We start from the raw sequence: 23338 nt of genomic DNA on the forward strand, positions 1-23338 counted from the left end.
GTAAATAGCGAACAACGAATAAAAAATGGCTTTTAATTGAACCCTTCGGGCAACGTTTGTTTGTCTTTTCTACTGCATTTTTGCTCATTGAGGTGGAATAACCACATATCATTCGCAATGCTTTGTATAAAAACCAAACAAACAGTTGCAAATATCATCGCGAAAGATCAACACGCCCTAGGCTAAACTTAAGATTAATTTTTTACAGCATTAATTGCTTTTGCTTTATTGGCCTCTTTATCACGTTTTATACGTGCTTTATCAGACTTCAAAGCTAATTTTTTCTTTTGCAACGCAGAAATATCTTTCGGCATAGGCTTACGTGGCATACGTTCTTCGGCCATTGCCGCTTTGTATAAGAAGCCTGCCATGATTACCGAAGCTTGCTTTAAATCATCTTCAACCACATGATCAATTGAGTCGATATGTGTGTGATGTAAACGTGAACCGTAATCTAACTTATCTTGAATAAATTGAAAGCCCGGTAAACCAACATCGTCGAATGATTCATGATCGGTACCACCTGTTGATTTATTGGTTACAGTACCGGTACTTAAATCTGAATATGGGCCGAACCAGCTACTGAATACAGATTTAGCGGCGACATTACCTTCGGTATAAATACCTCTAAATCGACCACTTCCATTGTCCATATTAAAATATACGGAGAATTTTTCATAATCTGCTTTTGTTTCAATAGGCCAACCTTGGTTTTTCCATAAGTAATAAGGTAATGCCCGTTCATTTTTATCACTAGGTTTTGGTCGGGTAGCAAAATTTTCTTCTACATATGATGCAGAGCCAAATAATCCTTGTTCCTCACCAGACCACAAAGCAATTCTAATGGTACGTTTAGGCTTGAAATCTAATGCCTTTAATATGCGCATTGCTTCCATTGATACAGCAACACCTGCGCCATTATCAACCGCGCCATCACTCGCATGCCATGAATCTAAATGACCTCCCACCATGACAATTTCAGGGTTCTCATCTGAGCCTGTTATTTCGGCAATGGTATTATAAGCATTACGGTCTTCATCATGAAAACGAGCTTCAATGTTTAAAGAAAGTTTTGGTGTATGACCATTGTCGATCATGCGTGAAAGTGAATTATAATGCTCTGCTTCGATGATTATGGCAGGTACCGGAAAGGTTTTTCCTACACGATGATCTCTGCCAAAGACATTAATTAAACCACCCTGACGCCAGCTTCTATAAACAACACCAGCAACTTTTTCTTCTTTTAAAAAGCGGTTAAGTGTTTGACGAAAGTTATAACGTTGCATTGCGCTGTCTCGACGATCTGCACTTATCCAAGGGGAGTGACTAGGGCCTTTAGAGACATCAAAATCTTTTAACTTTGATAATTCGCCCGAATCATAACGTTTAAAGACACTATTTTCTGGCGCTTCGATATTCTTACCTTGCCCCATCATAATGATTTTACCTTTAAGTTTCCCTTTATATTGAGCTAAATCTGCTGCTGATTCGGCATCAAAAATAATAACTTCACCAGTTACTTCACCCGATGTACCCGGCGTCCAAGCAACAGGAATACCATGTAAAGAAACTTCACGCGGACTTAATAAGTTAATGGTTGCTGAATCATGCGACCAACCGCGACCAAATTCAAAAGGGTCTAAATGAGCATTTTCTAAGCCCCAGCTTTTTAATTTTTCCAGCGTCCAGTCATTGGCTTTTTTCATCTGTGGCGAACCCGATAAGCGAGGGCCTATTGAATCTGTTAATTGCTCTAAGGTGTGCATAACTTCAGAATTGTAGAAACCTTCGGCGCGTATTTTATTTGCCATATCTAAATCATCATTGGCATAGGCAAGTGAACTAGAAATACACAATAGTGATAATGCTAATTTTTTCATTTTATTTCCTTCTTCTTTTTAATTTTATTATTGAAATGATTATTATCCCTGTAATTATCAATTACATTAATACATATTTGTTGCTTAGCAAAATTTGATGAGATGAAAATAAGTTTTTTAAAGATGATCTACATTTCAGTCGTCGATATCAATTGTAGAATGCCTTGGTCGCTTATAAGTCTTAACGACTTTAGTCCTGAACACCGTGTGGGTTTTTAGCGTTGCGCGGAAATATCTATTTACTAAAACGTTTAGAGAATATAAACAAGGTGAATTTTTGATATTAAAAAGGGGAAGGTAAGACTTCCAGAATGCCTTGGTCGCTTATAAATCTTAACGACTTTAGTCCTGAACACCGAGTGTTTTTAGCGTTGTACGGGAATATTTTCTAATTAATATGATAGAAAATATATATAGCATAAAGTGTTGAGATTAAAAAAGGAAAGGTAAGACTTCCAGAATGCCGCAGTCGACTTTAGTCCTGAACACCGTGTGTTCAGGGCGGAAATATCTTTTCAACCGTAGGCTTCCCGATACGAGCCGGGTTTGCACAATAGTTAATTGTCAATTTCCAAAGGTAAAACTTATCGGCTCAGGGACATAGTTAACACACAAACATCCCAGAAGACTTAAACTTATTATAGCGAATCTACCGCAAAGGATTAACTGTTTTTTATAATGAAATGTACTAACCGCTGATGTTTTAAGCTAACTGATTTAACTTTAAACAATTTTTTGCTGGAAAAAGGGAAGAGGATTGCTTTTTAACTTGCGGTAACGATTTAACGTTAAAATTGTTTGTTAAATGACATGCTTTGCTTTTGCGAAAATGGAAACTGTGTAGAGCAATACAAACTAGGCTTTCTTTTTCGGGTTTACCGCTTGTTCAATGGTTTCTTGCAATAAATCTATTTTATTTTGCATTTCTTGCAGTTGTTGTTTTGCAGCGTTTTGAGATTCTAATAAATCATTCGCTAAATTTAAAGCAACCATTAGCATCGCTTGTTCAGGAGTTTTAGTAGATTTTTTATCTTTTTCTAGACGACTATTTACTTCATTGGCCGATTGCAGCAACGCTGATTCTTTCCCTTTCGGGCAAGCAATTTTAAGTCGGCGATTTGCCACTTCAATTGTAACGTTGTGCTGGCTCATAAAAATATAGGCTCTTTTCTTTATGCTCAGGAAAATCTGAACACGCTAAAATAATAAAAACAAAGCTAGTTGTTTGTTAAATAAACAAATTTAACTCAATATGTAAAAACGAACTATAACGGTGCAAGATCTCAGATGCAAGCGAGAATTTTCCTTATCAGGCGCTAGCATCACTTTTAGTGCAATGTTACGATATCACTATATTCTTATCCTTAATAAATGTTAGCTAAATGTCAGATAATAACGAAGTAGATTTTGCCACGGTTCAAGCGTTAATCACCACAGAAGATGTGAAAATTCACGGTTCAGAATTACACGGTGTTTTAACCGGTTTAATTTGTGCCGGCTATAGTTTTGAAGATCAAGACTATCTCAGCATGATAAATGATCTGTTCAATAATGGTGAAACCTTGCCGAATAAATTACAAGTAACGGTTAAGTTATTGTTTAGTCAGGTTTGGCAAAACATTTTAGATGACTCATATAGTTTTACTTTGTTATTACCCGATGACGACGACTCACTGGTAGAACGAGCGCATGCACTTGGCGCTTGGGTACAAGGTTTTAATTTAGGTTTTGGTTTGCAACAAAAAAATAATGCGGTTTATTCAGAAGAAGTAAAAGAAGTGTTGACCGATTTTGCTGACATTGCCAATTTATCGGATGAAATTGAAGAAGATGAAACAACTGAGCAAGCGTATTTTGAAATATCTGAATATGTGCGCATTTCTGCATTATTGTGTTTTACCGAATTAGGTACCCCGCCAGAAAGTAAAGAAGCCTCTGAAACGGTTCACTAGTTTTTATTTTTAACATCAAGGAAACTTTGTTTTTCTAATTGATATTGGCCATTTTATGAAACACACCCAATTACCTTTGTCTGAATTCATTCAACGTCGTCAGCGTTTTTTTGAGCAAATGCTGGATGACAGTATCGCTATCTTTTCAGCCAATAAAGAAGTGACTCGTAGTAATGACACTGAGTATCCTTTTTGTCAGAATAAAAACTTTTATTATTTAACCGGTTTTAATGAACCTGAAGCTATTTTAGTGTTAATAAAATCGGCAACGCCGCAAGCGATATTATTTTGCCAACCAAAAGATCCGTTAGCTGAGGTATGGCATGGTCGTAGAATAGGAGAGGTGAAAGCCAAACAAGATTATGGTTTTGATCAATGCTTTACTTTGTTGCAACTAACAGAACAAATTTCTGATTATTTAAACGAGGCAAATACCTTATATTTTTGTCGTGGTCAAAATGAAAGTTTTGATCAACAAATTTATCAATGGTTAGATTCAAATAAAGCAAAATCACGCCAAGGATTTAGCTCGCCTAAACAGCTTATCGATTGTCAGAATATGGTTGAAGAATTGCGTTTAATAAAGAGCGAAGATGAACTGACTATCATGCGACAAGTCAATGTCATTAGTGGTAAAGCGCATCAAAGAGCCATGGAAAAAACAACCGCTGGCAAATTTGAATATCAAATTGAAGCCGAAATATTACATGAATTTGCACGTTATGGTGCGAGGTTTCCCGCCTACAATTCAATTGTGGCAGGCGGTGATAACGCGAATATTTTGCACTATACCAATAACGACCAACAATTAAATGATGGTGATTTATTGTTAATTGACGCTGGTGGCGAGCTCGCCGGTTATGCTGCCGATATCACTCGTACTTTTCCAGTAAATGGTGTTTTTTCAGCACCGCAAAAAGCGCTATATCAACTGGTACTTGATGCTCAACAGCAATGTATACAAGCAATAAAACCCGGTCAAACGTTAGGGCATTTAAATGAACTGTGTTGTGAAGTCCTAACTAAAGGTTTACTGGAGTTAGGTATATTATCGGGTGATTATCAAACGCTTTTATCTGAAAAAGCCTGTAAAAAGTATTTTATTCATGGCCTAGGTCATTGGCTTGGTTTAGATGTTCATGATGTTGGCGATTATCATATGGTCAATCGTGCTCAAACCAGAGCTTTTGAAGCCGGTATGGTGATGACTATTGAACCAGGCCTTTATATCCCGTTAGAGGATAACGAGGTCGATGAAAAATGGCGCGGAATCGGAATAAGAATTGAAGATAATATTGCGGTTACTGATCAAGGTCATGAAAACTTAACGGTAAATGCGCCAAAATCCATTGAAGCAATAGAACAATTGATGGCGAAATAATAATGAATATGGCTGAGTGCGAAATCTTGATGATAAAACGTAACAGTACCTTATTAGCGATAATTGACGCGCTAAAAGCAGAATAAAAGTGAATAACACAACTCAAACTGATCAAAATCAATACGACGTCATCATCGCAGGTGGTGGTTTATCGGGCACTTTATCGGCATTAGGTTTAGCATCGCAAACTAAAGCTGATGGCTCGCCGTTATCTATTGCCATTATTGAAGCTAATGATATACAGCAAACACCTAAACTAACCTTTGACTCAAGAGTGCTGGCGCTTTCTCATGGTAGTGTTGAGTATTTAAAATCATTAAACGTTTGGCAAGATATAGCACCTCATGCGGCAACGATTAAAAATATTCATATTTCTGACCGTGGCTATTATGGTAAAGCGAGACTTACTGCTAAAGACCATCAAGTGAGCGCCCTTGGTTATGTAGTAGAAATGTCTGTTTTAGGTCAGGCGTTTTTATCAAAACTCACTCAACTTCAATCTTTGCAAAAAGCATCAGAGATAACATCAACAAAGCCGTTGAAAAGTGTTACAGCAAACATTACGTGGTTTTGTCCGGATCATATTACTGGTATTAACTGGCAACAAGACTCGGTTAAAGTGAACTTAAATTCTTCGCAGCAATTAAGCGCAAAGCTTTTATTAGCGTGTGATGGCGGACAATCTACTTGTCGTCAATTTGCCAATATTGCTTCTACCACTAAGTCTTATGAGCAATGTGCTCTTATTGCTAACGTCAGCATGGCAAAAGCCCATCAAGATATTGCCTTTGAACGTTTTACTGAATCAGGACCAATTGCTGTTTTACCTTTAACTGATAGCGGCAAAGAGAGTCATAAATGTTCTCTCGTTTGGACTTTAACTCCCGAGCAAGCGGCTAAATTGGTCGCGTTAGATGAGACTCAATTTAAACTAGAATTAGAGCTCGCGTTTGGCAGTTGGTTAGGGAAAGTTGAAAAAGTCGGTGAAAGGGTAATGTATCCACTTAATTTAGTGCAAGCAAACGAACAGGTTTACCATCGCATGGCATTAATCGGTAACGCTTCTCATACTATTCATCCTATTGCAGGCCAAGGCTTTAATCTGGGATTACGTGATGTGCAGCAATTATGCGACTGTATTGCTTTTAATATTAGGCAAAATTTAGATATTGCTGACTTTAGTGCATTAATGCGTTATGCCAATGCTCGCAAAGCTGATCATCAGCAAGTTATTAAGCTAACCGATTCATTGGTAACGCTTTTTTCTAATGATTTGCCGCCATTAGTTGCCGGAAGAAATATTGGTTTAAAGGTGTTAAATTATTGTACGCCTTTAAAAAATTGCTTAGTTAATAAAACTATGGGGTACTAGGTGATGTTAGCTTTATCAGCCATTAACTTAATTAAAATGAATGTGATACCTAATGCAAAAATTTGATGTGCTCATTGTTGGCGGCGGTATGGTAGGTTTAACAACCGCTTTAGCAATTAGTAAAAACAGTGATTTACGTATCGCTATTGTTGATACGCAACCCTTAGCTGAAATAACAGCGCATCACGATGTGCGGGTAAGTGCGATTAATCGCGTTAGTCAGCAATTATTCGTTAATCTTGATGTCTGGCAAGATATTAATAACAGTCGCGTTCAACCCTATCAACATATGCATATTTGGGATAAAGCAGGCTATGGTCATATTGATTTTGACTTGTCGGATCTATCAAAACGTGAGCATAACGGTCAGTTAGGGTGGATCATCGAAAATAGTATTATTCGTCAAGCGTTATGGAAAAAAGCCGAACAAGATGAAAATATTTGTTTTTTTACGCAAGAGAAATTAACCAATATTGCCATGGGAGACAGCGAGGTTTTTGCGAGTTTCTCTACACAACCACCTATTACAGCAAAACTTGTCATCGGTGCAGATGGCGCAAATTCGTGGGTGCGACAACAAATGAAAATGGCATTAACCTTTCGTGATTATGATCATCATGCCATTGTTGCGACGGTTAAATGCCCACAAGGGCATCAACAAACTGCTTGGCAAGTATTTTTAGAAACAGGTCCTTTAGCGTTATTGCCGTTAGCTGATAACCATAGTGCTGATACCAATATTGGCAAATACAAAAGCGGCAAAGACACAAGCGATCAAGACCATTTATGTTCGATTGTCTGGTCTACTTCTCCTGAAGAAGCTAAAAGACTGCTCGCTCTTTCAGAAAGTGAATTTTCAAAAGCATTAACTGCAGCCTCAGACGGTAAGTTAGGTAATATTTCGTTAGCAAGCGAGCGTTTTAGTTACCCATTAACTATGCGTTTTGCACAAAACTTTATTAAAGACAGAGTGGTATTAGTAGGCGATGCTGCCCATACTATTCATCCGCTTGCCGGACAAGGAGTGAACTTAGGTTTACTCGATGCAGCCGCAATAGCTCAAATATTAACGGAGTCTTTAAATAACGAGCAGGGGAGTGTATCAAGCAATAGTGCTCAGTGGTTATCGCCGATAACCTTAAAACAGTACGAACGCTGGCGAAAAACTGAAGCGGCTGAAATGATTGGGGCGATGGAAGCGATTAAACAAACTTTTACACCACAACAAGCACCAATTAAATTTTTGCGAGGCATTGGCATGAGTATTGTGAATCAAATAAAGCCAGCGAAAAATGTGATGATTAAACAAGCACTAGGTTTTAAAAATCACTTGCCTCATTTATCTAAAGTCATTGATTAATAGATTAATAGGGGGGTTATTTTTTGTGTTGACCTGTAAAGAAATTAACAGAGGTTACGGATAAACAGATTGTTAATGTTCAAATTTATTTTTTAAATTATCAATTAAAAACATGCTCGTGCTTTCTTTAATGGCACACCGTACAAATTCAGGTAAGTATTTAGCATTTCTTACATAAGCGTCAGCATCGAAGGGCTCAATGTCTTCCGCTTTTGAAAATTGAGCTTCTAAGGCATTAGATAGTTTTTCAATAATATGCTCAGGGATAGCTAAACGAGTGGCCAACATGATTAATTTGGTAGCTTTGTTCGCGCTTAAATCTCGTAAAAAAAACATATCATAGATTACGCCATGTCTGCTGACTCTTTCAGGATCAAGAATATAATCAGCTACGGCGATAGCTACGAAAGTAAATTTTGTTTTTTGATCTAACGTTTTGTTAAGCCAAATTATAATTTGTTTATCGTCATTCTCACAGATTTTACATAAGTCCTGTGAGTTTTCTTCCATTCTTATTTTTAATTCCAGGGTTTGGCAAATGCTTTTAAGATCAACCGTGTCTCCAATCGTTGCTGATTGAATCAAGCTCTGTAAGCCAAAAGCACTCATTTATATTTCCTTAGTCATTATTGTTAAACAACGGCAATTAGTCAGCTTCTTTTGTTCTACTTTACTATTTTAGCAGTGAATAAATTAATTACCTTGTATGCTTTACTATCTGACTTATCGTGATAATTCTCCATTGAAATAACTTTAATACTAATAACGTTTATTTTTTGTAAAGCACTTGGCGAATATATTACCGTTGCTATGCTACAACAATTATGTAAATTGAATATAATTTTCAGAACTAGTATTTGAAAAAATAAAATTTTGTTAATTTAATTTATGTGGTTTTATATTTTGATTGTTGCGGTTTAACTGTTGAATCAGCGGGTGATGCTCGTTATAATTGCGGCAGAATTTTGCAAAGAATCGACTTTTACCCTTAACTAAAGGGCGAAAAGTTTAGACAAATAATTAAAAGTGGAATGTTACGATGACAAATAAAACCGTATTACATGCCAAGCATATTGAAGCTGGCGCAAAAATGGTTGATTTTCACGGTTGGGAAATGCCAATTAATTATGGCTCTCAAATAGAAGAACATCACGCCGTTCGCCAAGACGCTGGCATGTTTGATGTTTCACATATGACCATTGTTGATTTACACGGTAATGACGCAAAAGCCTATTTACGTCGTTTAGTGATTAACGATGTCGCCAAGTTAGAAGTTGCAGGTAAAGCTTTATATACCGGAATGTGTAATACCAACGGCGGTGTTATTGATGACTTAATTATTTATTATTTTTCAGACACTGATTATCGTTTAGTGGTGAACTCAGCGACGCGCGAAAAAGATTTAGAGTGGATGCACCAACAAGCAACAGGTTTTGATATTTCGATTATTGAACGTCCTGAATTTGCGATGATCGCGGTGCAAGGACCACAAGCAAAAGCTAAAGTGGCTACTATTTTATCTGCAGAACAAAATCAAGCGGTTGAAGGTATGAAACCTTTCTTTGGTGTTCAAGCTGAAAGCTTATTTATTGCGACAACGGGTTACACGGGTGAAAATGGTTACGAAATTGTTGTGCCACAAAATGAAGCTGAAGATTTATGGCAACAATTATTAGACGCCGGTGTTAAACCTTGTGGTTTAGGCGCTCGTGACACACTCCGTTTAGAAGCCGGTATGAACCTTTACGGTTTAGACATGGACGAAAGCGTTTCACCATTAGCGGCCAATATGGCGTGGACTATTGCTTGGGATGACGAAGACAGAAACTTTAATGGTCGTGAAGTATTAGCTAAGCAACGCGCGGCTGGCGACCAATTAAAATTAACTGGTTTAGTACTAAAAGAAAAAGGCGTACTTCGTACCGGTTTAAAAGTTATTTCAACGGATGAAAATGGTGAAACAGGCGAAGGTGTTATTACTTCAGGTACATTTTCTCCAACCTTAGGTCATTCAATTGCTATGGCTCGAGTGCCGCGCAGTGTAAAAGTTGGCGATATTGTTGAAGTAGAAATGCGTAAAAAATTGGTAAAAGTAGAGGTTGTTAAACCAAGCTTTGTTCGTAACGGTAAAAGCCAGTTGGATTAATTTTAAAGATGCTCTATATTCTGTATTTGAGTAGAGCATGTCATAGTTAAACAAGCTAAATTAAGCTAAATTTAATACATAATTTAATAAAATATTAGGAACAATAAAAATGAGCAATATTCCTTCAGAATTAAGATACGCTACATCACATGAATGGGTACGTAATGAAGGTGACGGTACGGTTACTGTCGGTATTACCGAACATGCACAAGAACTTTTAGGTGATATGGTTTTTGTTGAATTACCTGAAGTAGGTGAAAGCGTTAGCACAGGTGACGATGTTGCGGTTGCTGAGTCAGTAAAAGCGGCGTCTGATATTTATGCTCCTGTTTCTGGTGAAGTTATTGAAGTAAACGAAGACCTTGAAGACTCGCCTGAGCTTGTTAACTCTGACGCGTTTGGCGATGGTTGGATGTTCAAAATTAAATTAGATGACGCTAGTGAAGTTGAAGCATTATTAGATGCGGAAGGCTATGCTAATTCTATCGACGAAGATTAATTTATCGTTCGCACTCAAGCTTTATACTTTATTGTCATCGCACTTCGTATAAAACTCGATTGCTTTCGCTAAAACTAAAGCCTCAAACTAAAACTGTTCGAGGCTTTCTTTTATTATACTGTATTTATTGATGATAAATACTCACTAAAGAAGCTGTATTATGACTACTCAATCACTTTCTGAATTAGAGCAAACACAAGACTTTATCCGTCGTCACATCGGGCCAAATGCCGAGCAAACGCAAGCAATGTTAAATGACATTGGTGCAGAATCTGTCGATGCACTTATTAATGAAATCGTGCCAAGCGATATTCGTTTAGCTAATTTACCTGCGATTGAAGAAAGTAAAACAGAAGTTAAAGCGTTAGCTGACTTAAAAGCAGTGGCTAGCTTAAATAAAGTGAACGATACCTACATTGGTTTAGGTTATTACGGCACTTTAACGCCAAACGTTATTTTACGTAACGTGTTAGAAAACCCTGGATGGTATACCGCTTATACGCCATATCAACCTGAAATTGCTCAAGGTCGTTTAGAGTCTTTATTAAACTACCAACAAATGTGTTTAGATCTAACCGGTTTAGATTTAGCTTCTGCCTCGTTATTAGATGAAGGTACGGCTGCTGCTGAAGCAATGGCGTTAGCTAAACGTGTGTCTAAAAATAAAAAGTCTAACCTTTTCTTTATTTCATCAGATGTTTACCCACAAACTATTGACGTTGTTAAGCAGCGTGCTGAAATGTTTGGTTTTGACATTATCGTGGCGCCAGCCAATGAAGTAGTTGACCATGATGTATTTGGCGCTTTATTACAATACCCAAGTGCGACAGGTGAAGTTACTGATATTAGTGAATTAATCAGTCAAGTACACGATAAAAAAGGCATTGTCGCTGTTGCTGCCGACATCATGAGTTTAGTGATGTTAAAAGCACCAGGTGAATTAGGTGCTGACGCAGTAATTGGTTCAACGCAACGCTTTGGTGTGCCAATGGGTTACGGTGGTCCACACGCGGCATTTTTTACTACTTCGGATAAATATAAACGTTCATTACCGGGGCGTATTATTGGTGTATCAAAAGATACGCGTGATAACCCAGCGTTAAGAATGGCCATGCAAACGCGTGAGCAACATATTCGTCGAGAAAAAGCGAATTCAAATATTTGTACTGCCCAAGTTCTATTAGCCAACATGGCCGCGTTTTACGCGGTTTATCACGGCCCTAAAGGCTTAAAAGTGATTGCTGAACGCATTCATCGTTTAACCGATATTTTATGTTTAGGTACGGCAACAAAAGGGTTAACTGCTATTCATCAACATTACTTTGACACGTTAACGTTTAACGTTTCAAACAAAGATGAAATTGTTAGCCGCGCATTAGCTGCTGGCGTTAACTTCCGTACTGATGTTGACGGTCAAATTAGTATTTCTTTAGATGAAACCACCACGCGTGAAAACGTGGCAGGGTTATTCGATATTTTATTAGGCGAAGGGCACGGATTAAATGTCGCTGAACTTGATGAAAAAATTATCGCTTGTGGTCATTCATCTATTCCAGCGTCATTAGTACGTGAATCTGCGATATTAACGCACCCTGTATTTAATTCGTACCATAGCGAAACTGAAATGCTTCGTTATATTAAAAGATTAGAAAACAAAGATTTAGCGCTAAACCATTCCATGATTTCATTAGGCTCTTGTACCATGAAATTGAATGCGACTGCGCAAATGATCCCTGTTTCTTGGCCTGAATTTGCCAATATGCATCCATTTGCACCCATTGACCAAGCGCAAGGTTACAAGCAAATGATCGACGAGTTAGGCGACTGGTTAGTTGAATTAACCGGTTACGACAATATTTCAATGCAGCCAAACTCAGGTGCACAAGGTGAATATGCAGGTTTAATTGCTATTCACAAATACCACGAAAGTCGTGGTGATGCGCATCGTAACATTTGTTTAATTCCTTCATCAGCACATGGTACTAACCCAGCTTCGGCGCAAATGGTTGGTATGAAAGTAGTCGTGGTTGATTGTGATAAAGAAGGTAACGTCGACATGAACGACTTGCGCGCTAAAGCAAGTGAAATGGCCGATAACCTTTCATGTATTATGATCACATACCCATCAACTCATGGGGTATATGAAACAACAATTGCTGAAATTTGTAATATTGTGCACGAACATGGCGGTCAAGTTTACCTTGATGGCGCAAACATGAACGCACAAGTAGGGGTGACTTCACCAGGGCACATTGGTGCAGACGTTTCTCACTTAAACTTACATAAAACCTTTGCTATTCCGCACGGCGGCGGTGGTCCAGGTATGGGACCTATTGGTGTTAAATCTCACCTTGCCCCATTCTTACCAGATCACACATTAATTAACGTTAATGAAAGTACAAAAGGTAATGGTGCGGTTTCTGCTGCTCCTTATGGTAGTGCAGGTATTTTATGTATCTCATACCTTTATGTTGCCTTGTTAGGTAAAAAAGGTGTAACCGATGCGACAAAATATGCAATTACCAACGCAAACTATTTAGCGAAAAAGTTAAGCCAACATTACCCTATTTTATACACAGGTAAAAATGGCCGCGTTGCCCACGAATGTATTATTGATTTACGCCAAATTAAGGCAGAATCAGGAATTACCGAAGTTGATATGGCAAAACGCTTAATGGACTACGGTTTTCATGCGCCAACTATGTCGTTCCCAGTAGCAGGCACCTTTATGATCGAACCAACCGAGTCTGAATCAAAAGTTGAATTAGACCGCTTCATAGAAGCCATGGTTTGTATTCGGGATGAAGTGCGTAAAGTTGAATCAGGAGAATGGAGCAGCGATGATAATCCGCTTCATAATGCACCACATACCCTAGCTGACATTACGAGTGAATGGGACAGAGGTTATTCAATTGCAGAGGCGGTATTCCCAGTTCCTGCCGCGGCTGCGAATAAATTTTGGCCAACGGTTAACCGTATCGATGACGTATTTGGCGACAGAAACTTAATCTGTTCTTGCCCAAGTGTTGATACGTATAAAGACTAATTGGTTGTATTGTCGTGTTCTGATTATGATCATGACCTAAAAGCTTACAAAGTTATTTAATTAAGCGAGCAATGCAGAAATGTATTGCTCGCTTTTTTATAACCTAAAACTTAACACAACCATAAATGATATTGATTCGCATTTGTGGTTGTGTTAAAGTCGCCGCATTAAAGTTAAATAACATTTTATTTACAATATTTTTTAAACCTTAGAGGTCTCATGAAAACGAATAAGAAAGCTTTGGCGTTGGCAATTATCGCATCTTTAACTTTGTCAGCTTGTGGCGGCTCAAGTGGTGGTTCAACAACACCTGATCCTGTAACTCCAACTAACACAGCTCCAACAGATATTGCTTTATCGACAATGACGGTAGATGAAAATACTGCAGGTGCCGTAATTGGTACTCTTTCTGCTTCTGATGCTAACTCAGGTGACACATTTACTTTTTCTACTGATAGCGAAATGTTTGCAATTTCAGGTACTGAGTTAAGTTTAAAAGCTGACACTATGGCAAACTTTGAAAGTGCAGAGTCTTTAACGGCTAATGTTACTGTTACTGATAATGGTGGCCTTACGTTTTCAAAAGAATTTACAATTACTGTCAATGACTTATTAGATACTTATAAATTTGAAAGTAAAATAATTGCTGGTGAGTCAAGCGTTGGTTATACCGGTCAAACAGCTCGTCATGCGTTAATTGCAGAGTTAACTCATTACATAGGTAGCGGCTTACAAGCAGATATTGATGCCAATGAATTTGCTGATAAACAAGCGGTACTTGATAAGTTAAATAGTTATTTCCGTACAACTGACGATCAATATAACAATAACTTTGCACTTACTTTTTTAACTGACGCAAAAGAAGGTTTTATTACTGACATTTCTGGTAGTCATAAAAACTTAGTGGGTAAAATGGCCGGTAATGATGCCAGTCGCATGCATAAAGTGTGGACCGACGGAACTAGCTTTGTTGGTGCGGGTGCGGGTATGACGCCAGAAACATTAGTAGATGCCTACTTTGACCAATTAGCTGATAACGCAGTAAATGCTAATATTCGTCGTGATGAAGCGACCGACAGCGAAATCACTAAGGTTTATTTAAATACAGACGGTACTGACTTAAAACAATTAATTCAGAAGTTCTTACTGATGAGTGTCACTTACTCACAAGGGACTGATGATTACTTAGACGAAGGTCTTGGTGCTGACAATATTGACCCACGTGGTACGGATAGCGCTGATACTGCGTTAGAGCATGGCTATGATGAAGGGTTTGGTTATTTTGGTGCCGCGCGTAATTTCTTAGAATATAGCGATAGCGAAATTGCTAGCAAAGTTGTTGCTGATGATGCATCTACTGGCCGTATTGATTGGAATGGTATGCATGATACCGATGGAAATGGAAAGTTTGACTTAATAACAGAAGTTAACTTAGGTAATTCTGTTAACGCGGCTAAACGTGACCTTGGTACGGTTGGTAATACAAACCCAACTGACTTTACTAAAATGGCGATGGAAGCCTTTTTAGCTGGTCGTAAAATTATAAATGACAACGTAGGTGCTGCATTTACTGCTGATCAAACAGCAGCGCTAGCAGAACAACGTGATATCGCTGTTGAAGCATGGGAAAAAGCCGTTGCAGCAACCGTTATTCATTATATTAATGATGTCAGTGCTGATTTAGATAAAGCCGGTACTGAAGAATATAACTATGAAGACGTGGCAAAACATTGGTCTGAAATGAAAGGTTTTGCGTTAGGGTTACAGTTTAATCCTCATTCACCGATCACAGATCAACAATTTGCTGATATTCATAACTACATGGGACAAAAGCCGGTTGTAATGGCATTTGGCTCTAATGATAAAACTGATGTAACGGCTTACATTGCTGATTTAGCAAAAGCACGTGATATTCTTGAAGAAGCATTAGACTTTGATGCAGAGAATGTTGCTAACTGGTAATGTTTTAAGTTAAGTTTATCTTATAAGCCTTGGGTTGTTTCAGCCCAAGGCTTGTTTAGTTTTTATTAGCCAGTAATTGCTAGCAATTCTTTACTACTAATTATTGACTAATAAAAATTACGAATAATGAACAATTTTCCATTTATTTAAATTATAGGTTTTAGAAATGTCAGTGAACATTAACCGTACAGTTCTTTCAATTGCAGTTGGCACAGCGTTACTTGTGAGTGCTTGTGGCGAGAGTACTAGCAGCAGTAGCGGTCCAGATTTCGGTACAACGCCAGTACCTACGCCTACACCAAATCCCGATACCAACTTTAATCAACAGGCGTTACTTGAAAATATTACTGATAATGTCATTACACCAGTTTTTGAACAATTTTCTATCCTAGCTGCTGAGCAAGTGCCAGCATTAACAGCATATTGTCAAATGGAAACAGCTGCTGCTACAGGAAATGCAACAAGTGAGCAGGTTAGCGCTTCGCGTGATACGGCAAAAGTGGCATGGAAAAATGCCATGAACGTTTGGCAACAAGCTGAGGTGATGAAGGTTGGTCCATTAGCTGACAATAATGGTTTATTGCGAGATAAAATTTATTCTTGGCCGGTAGTGAATTCTTGCTCTGTAGATTTTGAAGTTGTGAACTTTAAAGCTGGAGTGGTTAATGGGCAACCGTATAATATTGCTAATCGTACACCTTCACGTCGTGGTTTAGCGGCGATTGAGTATTTATTGTTTAATGAACAACTTAACCATAGTTGTACTACCAGTACTCAACCTGAAAATTGGAATAATCAAACCGACGAATACCGAAAAATTGCCCGTTGTGAATTTGCTGTTGAAGCAGCTCATGATGTTAACAATAGCGCGCAAGAGTTAATTGCCGTATGGTCTGGTAGCGATGGTTTTGCCAATAAACTCAAAGCTGCAGGTAGTAACGGTAATCAATTTAGTACAGAACTAGAAGCGATCAATCGTATTAGTGACGGCATGTTCTATTTAGATACCTTCACAAAAGACGCTAAATTAGCGACGCCATTAGGCTTGCAAGCCAATAGCTGTGGCGCACAAGCTTGCCCTGAAGATGTAGAGTCTGAATATTCGCAACATTCTATAAACAATATTGAAAATAACTTGCAGGCGTTTCAAAAGCTGTTAACCGGTGATGAAGGGATTGGCTTTATTGATTATTTAATTGATGTTGGCGATCAAGACACCGCTGACGCAATGTCTAGTGGTGTTCAGCTTGCCATTGACGGCGTACAAAGCTATCAAAATACCTTGGCTGAAACACTCGTGAATAATGAAGCACAAGTGACTCAAACTCACACTGATGTTAAAGCAGTAACAGATAAGTTGAAAATCGATTTTATTACCAGTTTATCACTCGAATTACCGGTAACGTCAGCTGGAGATAATGATTAATGAATACCAACAAATTAACACTGAGTGCACTTGCTGTTGCGGCAGTTTTACATCCTTATGTGAATGCCAATGATGATATTAATAACTTGCCAACCGAGTACGTTGAAAGAATACAAATCATTGGTCACGATGATAAATTACGTACTGAAGCAGGTGCAGCAACCTTGATTGGTGAAGTTGAATTAGAAAAGTTTAAATTTGACGATATAAACCGTGTGCTTTACAGCGTGCCAGGTGTCAATATTCGCGAAGAAGATGGTTATGGCCTACGACCAAATATTGGCTTTCGTGGTGCAACGCCTGAGCGCAGCAAAAAAATAACGGTTATGGAAGATGGCGTGTTAATTGGCCCAGCACCGTATTCCGCTCCTGCTGCCTATTACTTTCCAATGATGAGTAAAATGACAGCAGTGGAAGTTTTTAAAGGCCCTGCTGCGATAAAATATGGTCCAAATACCGTTGCGGGTGCGTTGAATATGACGACACGTCAAATCCCTTCTAGCCAAGAAGGTGCGCTTGATGTTGCTGCCGGTAGCGATGGTTACGCGAAAGCGAAAGCTTATTTTGGTTCAACTAGCGGCAACTTTGGTTATTTAGTTGAAGCGGTACATATTCAAGCGGATGGTTTTAAAGAATTAGATAGCGGTGGTGATACGGGGTTTGATAAAAACGATATCATGGCTAAATTCCAATACGACCTTTCTGATAACAATTATAATCAATTGGTTGAACTTAAATTATCGCATGCTGATGAAATTTCCGATGAAACCTATTTAGGTTTAACCGATGCAGACTTTAAACAAAATGCTAATCGTCGTTATGTTGCAAGTCAAAATGATTTAATGGATTGGGATCATCAACAAGTACAGTTCACGCACTTTATTGGTAATGATAATTTTGATGTGACTACTCGTTTGTACCGTAATGATTTTGAACGCTCTTGGTATAAAATTAATGGCTTTAAAGACGGGGCCATTGTTAGTGATTTACAAGCTATTTTAGCAAATCCAGAAACAGACGTTAACCTACCATTTTATCAAGTATTAACAGGGCAGCGCGATACCGAAAGAGAATATGAAAAAATTATTCTTGGTGATAATCAGCGAGAATATTATTCGCAAGGTATTCAGTCTGAATTGTACTTATATCAAGAGTTGTTTGATGTTAAACATAGCTTTAATGTTGGCTTTAGATATCATCAAGACCAAATTCAACGTCGTCATACTACGGATGCCTATTCAATGGTGTCTAGTCAACTAGTGAGTGATGGTAGTGCAACTATTGCATCTGCTGATGGTACTAATACTGAACAAACTACGGCAGTCGCTGTATTTTTTAAAGATACAATGACCTTAGGCGATTTAGACTTAACCTTAGGATTACGTGGTGAGTTTATTGAAGGTGAATACCAAAATGACACGCCAGGTAAAGAGGGCGATTGGCAAAAGAAAAACACTGATGTTTGGTTACCCAGTATTAGTGGTTTTTACACCTTATCTGAACACTCAGGGCTGTTTTTTGGTATTCATGAAGGTTTTGTACCAACGAGTCCAAAAGAATTAACCAGTGTTAAAGTTGAAAGCAGCATTAATTATGAATTAGGTGCTCGCTACCATAATAAAGGTAGTCAACTTGAAGCCGTGTTATTTTATAACGATATAGATAACTTAAAAGAAGGTTGTTCTTTTTCTACGGCTTCACAATGTGCCAATAATATTGATGCAGAATTTAACAGTAGTGAAGCCAGTGTTGTTGGTCTTGAGTTAAGCGCTCAACATACCTATACACTTTCAGATGGTTTTGATTTACCGATTTCTTTGAGTTATACCTACACTAGCGGTGAGTTTGATAACGCTTTTACCTCAGATTTTAGTATGTGGGGGGCGGTAGAAGCCGGTGATGCTTTACCTTATTTACCTGAAAATCAATTAACGCTTGATATTGGTTTAGCCGCTAATGCGTGGCAAGTTAACTTGATCACTCGTTACATTAGTGAAATGAAAGAAGCCTCTGGTGAGGGCGTGCTACTTTCTGGTGTGACGACAGAAGCATTAACGGTTGTAGATATTGCTGCAAGTTATGAACTGGGTGAAATGGGTAATGTCTACTTTAAAGTAGATAACGTCTTTGATGATCAAGAAATTATTAGTCATCGTCCTTATGGCGCGCGCCCAAGTAAACCGAGAACAGCTGTGATAGGCTATCAATATAGTTTTTAGTTAATTTAGTGAGTATGATTAACTACCTATTGAAACGCTAAGTGTATACTTGGCGTTTTTTATTATTAATGTACTGTTATAAGTTAATTTAAGTTAAGTATGGATTTTTTAAGCGCGACTCTCAAAGAAATAGCTTTATATGTTGTTGATCCCAATCAGCGGCTATTTTGGGGCTATCTACTTTCTGCGTTGTTCATGGCAATAATTTTATACTTTGTTCAAAAGCGTGCTCAGGGTCAGCCTAATGAAGCCGCTAATGATCAGATAAAATATTCAGATAAAGAAAATTTAGTGAGCTTTTTATTTCCTAAACGTATTTATTTCGCTCGCTCAGCAATCAATGATTATGCATTGTTTATTTTAAATAAACTGTTCAGAGCGGCATTGTTTCCATTAATTGTACTCACTATGGTACCTGTTGCTTTATCCGTTTCTTCTGGTTTCGAGTGGTTGTTTGGCGCAATTAAGCCATTCGCGTTATCGTCAATCAGTATAATGGTGATTTTTACTACGCTATTATTTGTTTTTGATGATTTTACCCGTTTCTTTTTACATTATTTACTGCATAAAGTGCCATTTTTATGGGAGTTTCATAAGGTTCATCATTCAGCAACGGTACTTACACCATTCACGGTTTATCGCTCTCATCCGGTAGAAAACTACCTTTATGCCTGTCGCATGGCGCTGACACAAGGCTTTGTGGTCGGTTTATGCTATTACTTTTTTGGTCCAACGTTAAAAATGATCGATATTATTGGCGCTAACGTGTTTGTCTTTGCCTTTAATGTCATGGGATCTAATTTACGCCATAGCCATATTTGGCTCAGTTGGGGCGATAAAATTGAAGGGATATTTTTAAGTCCTGCTCAGCATCAAATTCATCATAGTGACAATGTTAAGCATTTTGATAAGAATTTTGGCACGGCATTGTCAGTGTGGGATAGGCTGTTTCATTGTTTTATTCCGGCATCTAAGGTTGGCGCTTTGTCATTTGGCATCGGAAAAGAAGGCGTAAAGCATCAATCAATTATTAATATGTATATTCAACCTTTTGTGCAAATTTACAAAAAACTTAAACTAAATTTTCCCTCGTTTGTTGATGATAGCCAAAAGTAAGTGAATTACTCAGTTTGTCATCAGGTTAAGCAGGGGGAAAATTAATTTAATGTTGCTCATTTGAGCGGCGTTGTGCAGTAATTGAAGCAGCCGAGAAATGAAAAAACTTGATCATGATGCAGCGAATGGAAATTTACTCAATAAACTTATCTAATTAAAGAGCAAAAAGCACTCAATTGAGTGCTTTACAGGGGGAAACTTTAGTTATTTGCTTGTCGATAAGCTTCGCAGGCTTGCTCATCTTCGCATTCACCATATAAATATAAACTATGATTAGTGAGTTTTATTTTATGGTGCTTAGCAATATCAATTTGTCGTTGCTCAATAACATCATCTTCAAATTCAACCACTTTACCACATTTTAAACATACTAAATGATCGTGATGTTTTTTATGGCTTAATTCGAAAACGGATTTCCCACCTTCAAAATGATGACGCGACACAATACCAGCATCATCAAATTGGTTAAGAACGCGATATACCGTTGCTAAACCAATCTCTTCATTGTGGTCGAGTAAAATTTTGTAAACATCTTCAGCGCTAATATGCTGATTTTGAGGATCTTGCAAGATGGCTAAAATTTTTATTCTTGGCAGCGTAATTTTTAATCCTGCTCTTTTTAGCTCTTCATTTTGATCTGGCATGCAGTTAATTCTCAACTTTATAAATATGAATAAAATTATAGGGGGTATTGCTGTGGGTTAAAAGACTTAATTGTGAAAATAGCTGTTTTTTTGCTTTTTTATCTAGATTTTTACCTGCATTAGCTTCGCAATATTTATTCTTAAAAATCATAAAGATTTATATTTTTAAGTAATAAAAAACCCACAATAAAAGTGGGTTTATCAAGTCTTAAAGCTGTTTATTTAATTGTTAATCAGCTAATTCAGCTAAACACATTTCATCATGAATTTGATTAACCCATTTATCAACACGTTGCTCGGTCAATTCTGGTTGTCTGTCTTCATCAACACATAAACCAATGAAAGTGTTTTCATCTATCAACGCTTTTGACGCTTCAAATTCATAACCTTCATTTGGCCAACTACCTACCATAATTGCACCTTTTGATTCACAAATGTCACGTAATGGCTCCATAGCGTCACAAAAATATTCGGCATAATCTTCTTGATCGCCTAAACCAAAAATAGCAACTAACTTATCGGTAAAATCAATTTCTTCTAGCTCAGGTAAAAAATCATCCCAATCACACTGGTTTTCACCATAATACCAGGTTGGAATACCTAAAATTATCAGATCAAATTCCGCGATCTCTTCCTTAGTACTTTTAGCAATATCTTTGACATCAACTAATTTCTTGCCCAATTTCTTTTGGATCATTTTACTTACAGCTTCGGTATTGCCTGTGTCGCTACCGAAAAATAAACCTACAATTGCCATTGAGTTATAACCTTTTTAATACTTTAATTTTCATCTAACGCTAGTGCCTTCACTAGCAGTGATTCAATTAGCTCACTACGGTTAGTGCCCGTATTTTTAGCTAATTGATCCAATTGAGTAATCAAGTTTTGATGAATTTTAAATTCAACGCGTTTTAAACCATTGGTTTTGTCACGTTTAACTTGATTTCTTTTATTAATTTTAACCTGAACACTACGAGAGTGAGGGTTTGTTTTAGGACGTCCGGGCCTTTTATCGTCACTAAATAAGTCGATCGTTGTTAAATCAGTTGCTTCTTTTGCCATTGTTAACCTACGCCTTGGCTTTCCCAGATAAACTGAATAATACCCTTTGCAATAAATCCTGCACAGCCGAGAAATAAGACAAAATAGACCGTATATTGGCCCATTTTAGGAACATCATTTTTATTCATAATATCGTGAATCGATAACCCTATGAAAATAAAGATAAAAGCAAAAAATAAGTTTAGCCCAATCGTTTCAATCAGTACAAAGTGTTCTGCAAGCATAATCTACCCTAAAAATTTCACGCAGGACTATAGCATAATGCGATGATTAAACACATTATTTTTACCCTAGTTTATAGTGGATAGGCAGCATAAATAATTAATTTAGATCATGAAAAGTTTAAAAAACAAGGATTTGATAAAAATCGCTGACTTTGTCCTACGTTGACTGATTTAAAAAACGGATTACGGTATTATTAAATACACTCGTTTTTTCAGCATGTAGCCAATGCCCTGTCCCTTGAATCACTTTCGCTTTACTATGCGGAAATAGTTGACGAATAATTGGTCGATGTTGTTCGGTTATATAATCAGAATCGCCACCTTTAATAAACAACGTTGGCTTTTGAAAAACATGACTGCCTTGATAGCCTTTGATAATTTGCGGATAGCACTGTGCAATAAACGACAGATTACATTTAAAGGCTAACTTATCTGCCACCTTATGTAGATTTCTTAATAAAAACTGTCTTACGCCAATATCTTCAACATATTGAGCAAGCTGTTCATCTGCTTGTTTTCGATTCGTTATGGTACTTAAATCAATTGACTGAAGACCTGAAATAATTTGATTATGGTGTTGAGGATATTCTACGGGGGAGATATCAGCGACTATCAGTTTGTTAATTTTATCTGGAAAGTCTAAGGCCACTTGCATGGCTATTTTTCCGCCCATTGAATGGCCTAAAATATGGGTTGAGTCTATATTTAAGTGGGCTAAAGTGTCGATAACATCTTGAGCTAAATCAGGGTATGCCATGTTATTTTCATGAAATGAAAAGCCATGATTTCGCACATCAAGGTTGGTTACACAGAAATGTTGACTTAGCGTTTTAGCCACCATATTAAGATTTTCTAAACTGCCAAAAAGCCCATGTATTAATACGAGGTTTTCGCCTTCTCCTGATTGTTGATAATTTAGTAATGCCATTGAAATTATTTACCGTTTTATAAGTTTAAGGTTAAATTTAAGCGTTTGAGTTAATGAAAATAATTCGGAATATTTTATTTTGCCTCTAGAGACTTAGTGGCAAGCTCAGTATAATCATCTT

19 protein-coding genes and 1 other RNA gene are annotated in these 23338 nt (G+C 37.5%); 11 read left to right on the forward strand and 9 right to left on the reverse strand.

The window, feature by feature from the left end:
- Positions 1-194: 194 nt before the first annotated feature.
- From Q4493_RS08830 to Q4493_RS08840, 3 genes are all read right to left on the reverse strand, one after another.
- The gene (locus Q4493_RS08830; RefSeq protein ID WP_303451672.1) at positions 195-1880 is read right to left on the reverse strand and encodes a M20/M25/M40 family metallo-hydrolase; all 1686 of its coding nucleotides are present in this window, start codon (positions 1878-1880) and stop codon (positions 195-197) included.
- 448 nt (positions 1881-2328) lie between these two features.
- Positions 2329-2510, reverse strand: a non-coding RNA gene (ssrS, locus tag Q4493_RS08835) — 6S RNA.
- Between the two features lie 225 nt (positions 2511-2735).
- Positions 2736-3032 carry a cell division protein ZapA gene (locus Q4493_RS08840; RefSeq protein ID WP_303451674.1) on the reverse strand — a complete coding sequence of 99 codons (297 nt, stop codon included), beginning with the start codon at positions 3030-3032 and terminating at the stop codon, positions 2736-2738.
- Positions 3033-3262: 230 nt separating this feature from the next.
- Between Q4493_RS08840 and Q4493_RS08845 the strand changes: the two genes are divergently transcribed.
- The 4 genes from Q4493_RS08845 (at position 3263) to Q4493_RS08860 (ending at position 7945) form a co-directional block, all read left to right on the forward strand.
- Positions 3263-3832 (forward strand): UPF0149 family protein, encoded by a 570-nt coding sequence (locus Q4493_RS08845; RefSeq protein ID WP_303451676.1) that lies wholly within the window; start codon positions 3263-3265, stop codon positions 3830-3832.
- A 55-nt stretch (positions 3833-3887) separates the two neighbouring features.
- Positions 3888-5213, forward strand: a complete 1326-nt coding sequence (pepP, locus tag Q4493_RS08850; protein ID WP_303451678.1) for a Xaa-Pro aminopeptidase — start codon at positions 3888-3890, stop codon at positions 5211-5213.
- 88 nt (positions 5214-5301) lie between these two features.
- Positions 5302-6585 carry a 2-octaprenyl-6-methoxyphenyl hydroxylase gene (gene ubiH, locus Q4493_RS08855; RefSeq protein WP_303451680.1) on the forward strand — a complete coding sequence of 428 codons (1284 nt, stop codon included), beginning with the start codon at positions 5302-5304 and terminating at the stop codon, positions 6583-6585.
- Positions 6586-6637: 52 nt separating this feature from the next.
- Entirely contained in the window at positions 6638-7945 is a 1308-nt protein-coding gene (locus Q4493_RS08860) for an FAD-dependent monooxygenase (RefSeq protein ID WP_303451682.1), read from the forward strand.
- 72 nt (positions 7946-8017) lie between these two features.
- On the opposite strand, the gene Q4493_RS08865 is transcribed toward Q4493_RS08860, so the two are convergent.
- Positions 8018-8554, reverse strand: coding sequence for a hypothetical protein (locus Q4493_RS08865; RefSeq protein WP_303451684.1), 537 nt, complete (start codon positions 8552-8554; stop codon positions 8018-8020).
- Positions 8555-8984: 430 nt separating this feature from the next.
- On the opposite strand from Q4493_RS08865, the gene gcvT reads away from it, so the two are divergent.
- From gcvT to Q4493_RS08900, 7 genes are all read left to right on the forward strand, one after another.
- Positions 8985-10091 (forward strand): glycine cleavage system aminomethyltransferase GcvT, encoded by a 1107-nt coding sequence (gene gcvT / locus Q4493_RS08870; RefSeq protein ID WP_303451686.1) that lies wholly within the window; start codon positions 8985-8987, stop codon positions 10089-10091.
- A gap of 109 nt (positions 10092-10200) precedes the next feature.
- Positions 10201-10590, forward strand: a complete 390-nt coding sequence (gene gcvH, locus Q4493_RS08875; RefSeq protein ID WP_303451689.1) for a glycine cleavage system protein GcvH — start codon at positions 10201-10203, stop codon at positions 10588-10590.
- A 157-nt stretch (positions 10591-10747) separates the two neighbouring features.
- Positions 10748-13636, forward strand: a complete 2889-nt coding sequence (gene gcvP / locus Q4493_RS08880; protein WP_303451929.1) for an aminomethyl-transferring glycine dehydrogenase — start codon at positions 10748-10750, stop codon at positions 13634-13636.
- Between the two features lie 219 nt (positions 13637-13855).
- Positions 13856-15598, forward strand: a complete 1743-nt coding sequence (locus Q4493_RS08885) for a DUF4856 domain-containing protein (RefSeq protein WP_303451691.1) — start codon at positions 13856-13858, stop codon at positions 15596-15598.
- A 166-nt stretch (positions 15599-15764) separates the two neighbouring features.
- Complete coding sequence (locus tag Q4493_RS08890; RefSeq protein ID WP_303451693.1) at positions 15765-17024, forward strand: imelysin family protein; 1260 nt, start codon at positions 15765-15767, stop codon at positions 17022-17024.
- On the forward strand, positions 17024-19243 hold the full coding sequence (locus tag Q4493_RS08895; protein WP_303451695.1) for a TonB-dependent receptor: 2220 nt from the start codon (positions 17024-17026) through the stop codon (positions 19241-19243). The genes Q4493_RS08890 and Q4493_RS08895 overlap by 1 nt, the downstream gene beginning before the upstream one ends.
- 99 nt (positions 19244-19342) lie before the next feature.
- Positions 19343-20359, forward strand: coding sequence for a sterol desaturase family protein (locus tag Q4493_RS08900; protein ID WP_303451696.1), 1017 nt, complete (start codon positions 19343-19345; stop codon positions 20357-20359).
- A gap of 200 nt (positions 20360-20559) precedes the next feature.
- Here the strand turns inward: Q4493_RS08900 and fur are convergent, their stop codons facing one another.
- The 5 genes from fur to Q4493_RS08925 all read right to left on the reverse strand — a co-directional run bounded on the left by fur (position 20560) and on the right by Q4493_RS08925 (position 23217).
- A complete protein-coding gene (fur, locus tag Q4493_RS08905) occupies positions 20560-21003 on the reverse strand; it encodes a ferric iron uptake transcriptional regulator (protein WP_303451699.1) in 444 nt (147 codons plus the stop codon).
- Positions 21004-21232: 229 nt separating this feature from the next.
- Positions 21233-21760 (reverse strand): flavodoxin FldA, encoded by a 528-nt coding sequence (fldA, locus tag Q4493_RS08910; RefSeq protein WP_303451701.1) that lies wholly within the window; start codon positions 21758-21760, stop codon positions 21233-21235.
- Between the two features lie 23 nt (positions 21761-21783).
- Complete coding sequence (ybfE, locus tag Q4493_RS08915) at positions 21784-22065, reverse strand: LexA regulated protein (protein ID WP_303451703.1); 282 nt, start codon at positions 22063-22065, stop codon at positions 21784-21786.
- Between the two features lie 2 nt (positions 22066-22067).
- Positions 22068-22289 (reverse strand): DUF2788 domain-containing protein, encoded by a 222-nt coding sequence (locus tag Q4493_RS08920; protein WP_303451705.1) that lies wholly within the window; start codon positions 22287-22289, stop codon positions 22068-22070.
- A gap of 157 nt (positions 22290-22446) precedes the next feature.
- On the reverse strand, positions 22447-23217 hold the full coding sequence (locus tag Q4493_RS08925; RefSeq protein ID WP_303451707.1) for an alpha/beta fold hydrolase: 771 nt from the start codon (positions 23215-23217) through the stop codon (positions 22447-22449).
- Between the last annotated feature and the right edge of the window lie 121 nt (positions 23218-23338).

The sequence above is a fragment of the Colwellia sp. 1_MG-2023 genome (genome assembly GCF_030546755.1).
Lineage (GTDB): Bacteria > Pseudomonadota > Gammaproteobacteria > Enterobacterales > Alteromonadaceae > Thalassotalea_H.

Coding starts and splice junctions, on each gene's coding strand:
- Q4493_RS08830 (WP_303451672.1), bottom strand. CDS start 1,880: ATGAAAAAATTAGCATTATCACTATTGTGTATTTCTAGTTCACTTGCC.
- Q4493_RS08840 (WP_303451674.1), bottom strand. CDS start 3,032: ATGAGCCAGCACAACGTTACAATTGAAGTGGCAAATCGCCGACTTAAA.
- Q4493_RS08845 (WP_303451676.1), top strand. CDS start 3,263: ATGTCAGATAATAACGAAGTAGATTTTGCCACGGTTCAAGCGTTAATC.
- pepP (WP_303451678.1), top strand. CDS start 3,888: ATGAAACACACCCAATTACCTTTGTCTGAATTCATTCAACGTCGTCAG.
- Q4493_RS08860 (WP_303451682.1), top strand. CDS start 6,638: ATGCAAAAATTTGATGTGCTCATTGTTGGCGGCGGTATGGTAGGTTTA.
- Q4493_RS08865 (WP_303451684.1), bottom strand. CDS start 8,554: ATGAGTGCTTTTGGCTTACAGAGCTTGATTCAATCAGCAACGATTGGA.
- gcvT (WP_303451686.1), top strand. CDS start 8,985: ATGACAAATAAAACCGTATTACATGCCAAGCATATTGAAGCTGGCGCA.
- gcvH (WP_303451689.1), top strand. CDS start 10,201: ATGAGCAATATTCCTTCAGAATTAAGATACGCTACATCACATGAATGG.
- Q4493_RS08885 (WP_303451691.1), top strand. CDS start 13,856: ATGAAAACGAATAAGAAAGCTTTGGCGTTGGCAATTATCGCATCTTTA.
- Q4493_RS08890 (WP_303451693.1), top strand. CDS start 15,765: ATGTCAGTGAACATTAACCGTACAGTTCTTTCAATTGCAGTTGGCACA.
- Q4493_RS08895 (WP_303451695.1), top strand. CDS start 17,024: ATGAATACCAACAAATTAACACTGAGTGCACTTGCTGTTGCGGCAGTT.
- Q4493_RS08900 (WP_303451696.1), top strand. CDS start 19,343: ATGGATTTTTTAAGCGCGACTCTCAAAGAAATAGCTTTATATGTTGTT.
- fur (WP_303451699.1), bottom strand. CDS start 21,003: ATGCCAGATCAAAATGAAGAGCTAAAAAGAGCAGGATTAAAAATTACG.
- fldA (WP_303451701.1), bottom strand. CDS start 21,760: ATGGCAATTGTAGGTTTATTTTTCGGTAGCGACACAGGCAATACCGAA.
- ybfE (WP_303451703.1), bottom strand. CDS start 22,065: ATGGCAAAAGAAGCAACTGATTTAACAACGATCGACTTATTTAGTGAC.
- Q4493_RS08920 (WP_303451705.1), bottom strand. CDS start 22,289: ATGCTTGCAGAACACTTTGTACTGATTGAAACGATTGGGCTAAACTTA.
- Q4493_RS08925 (WP_303451707.1), bottom strand. CDS start 23,217: ATGGCATTACTAAATTATCAACAATCAGGAGAAGGCGAAAACCTCGTA.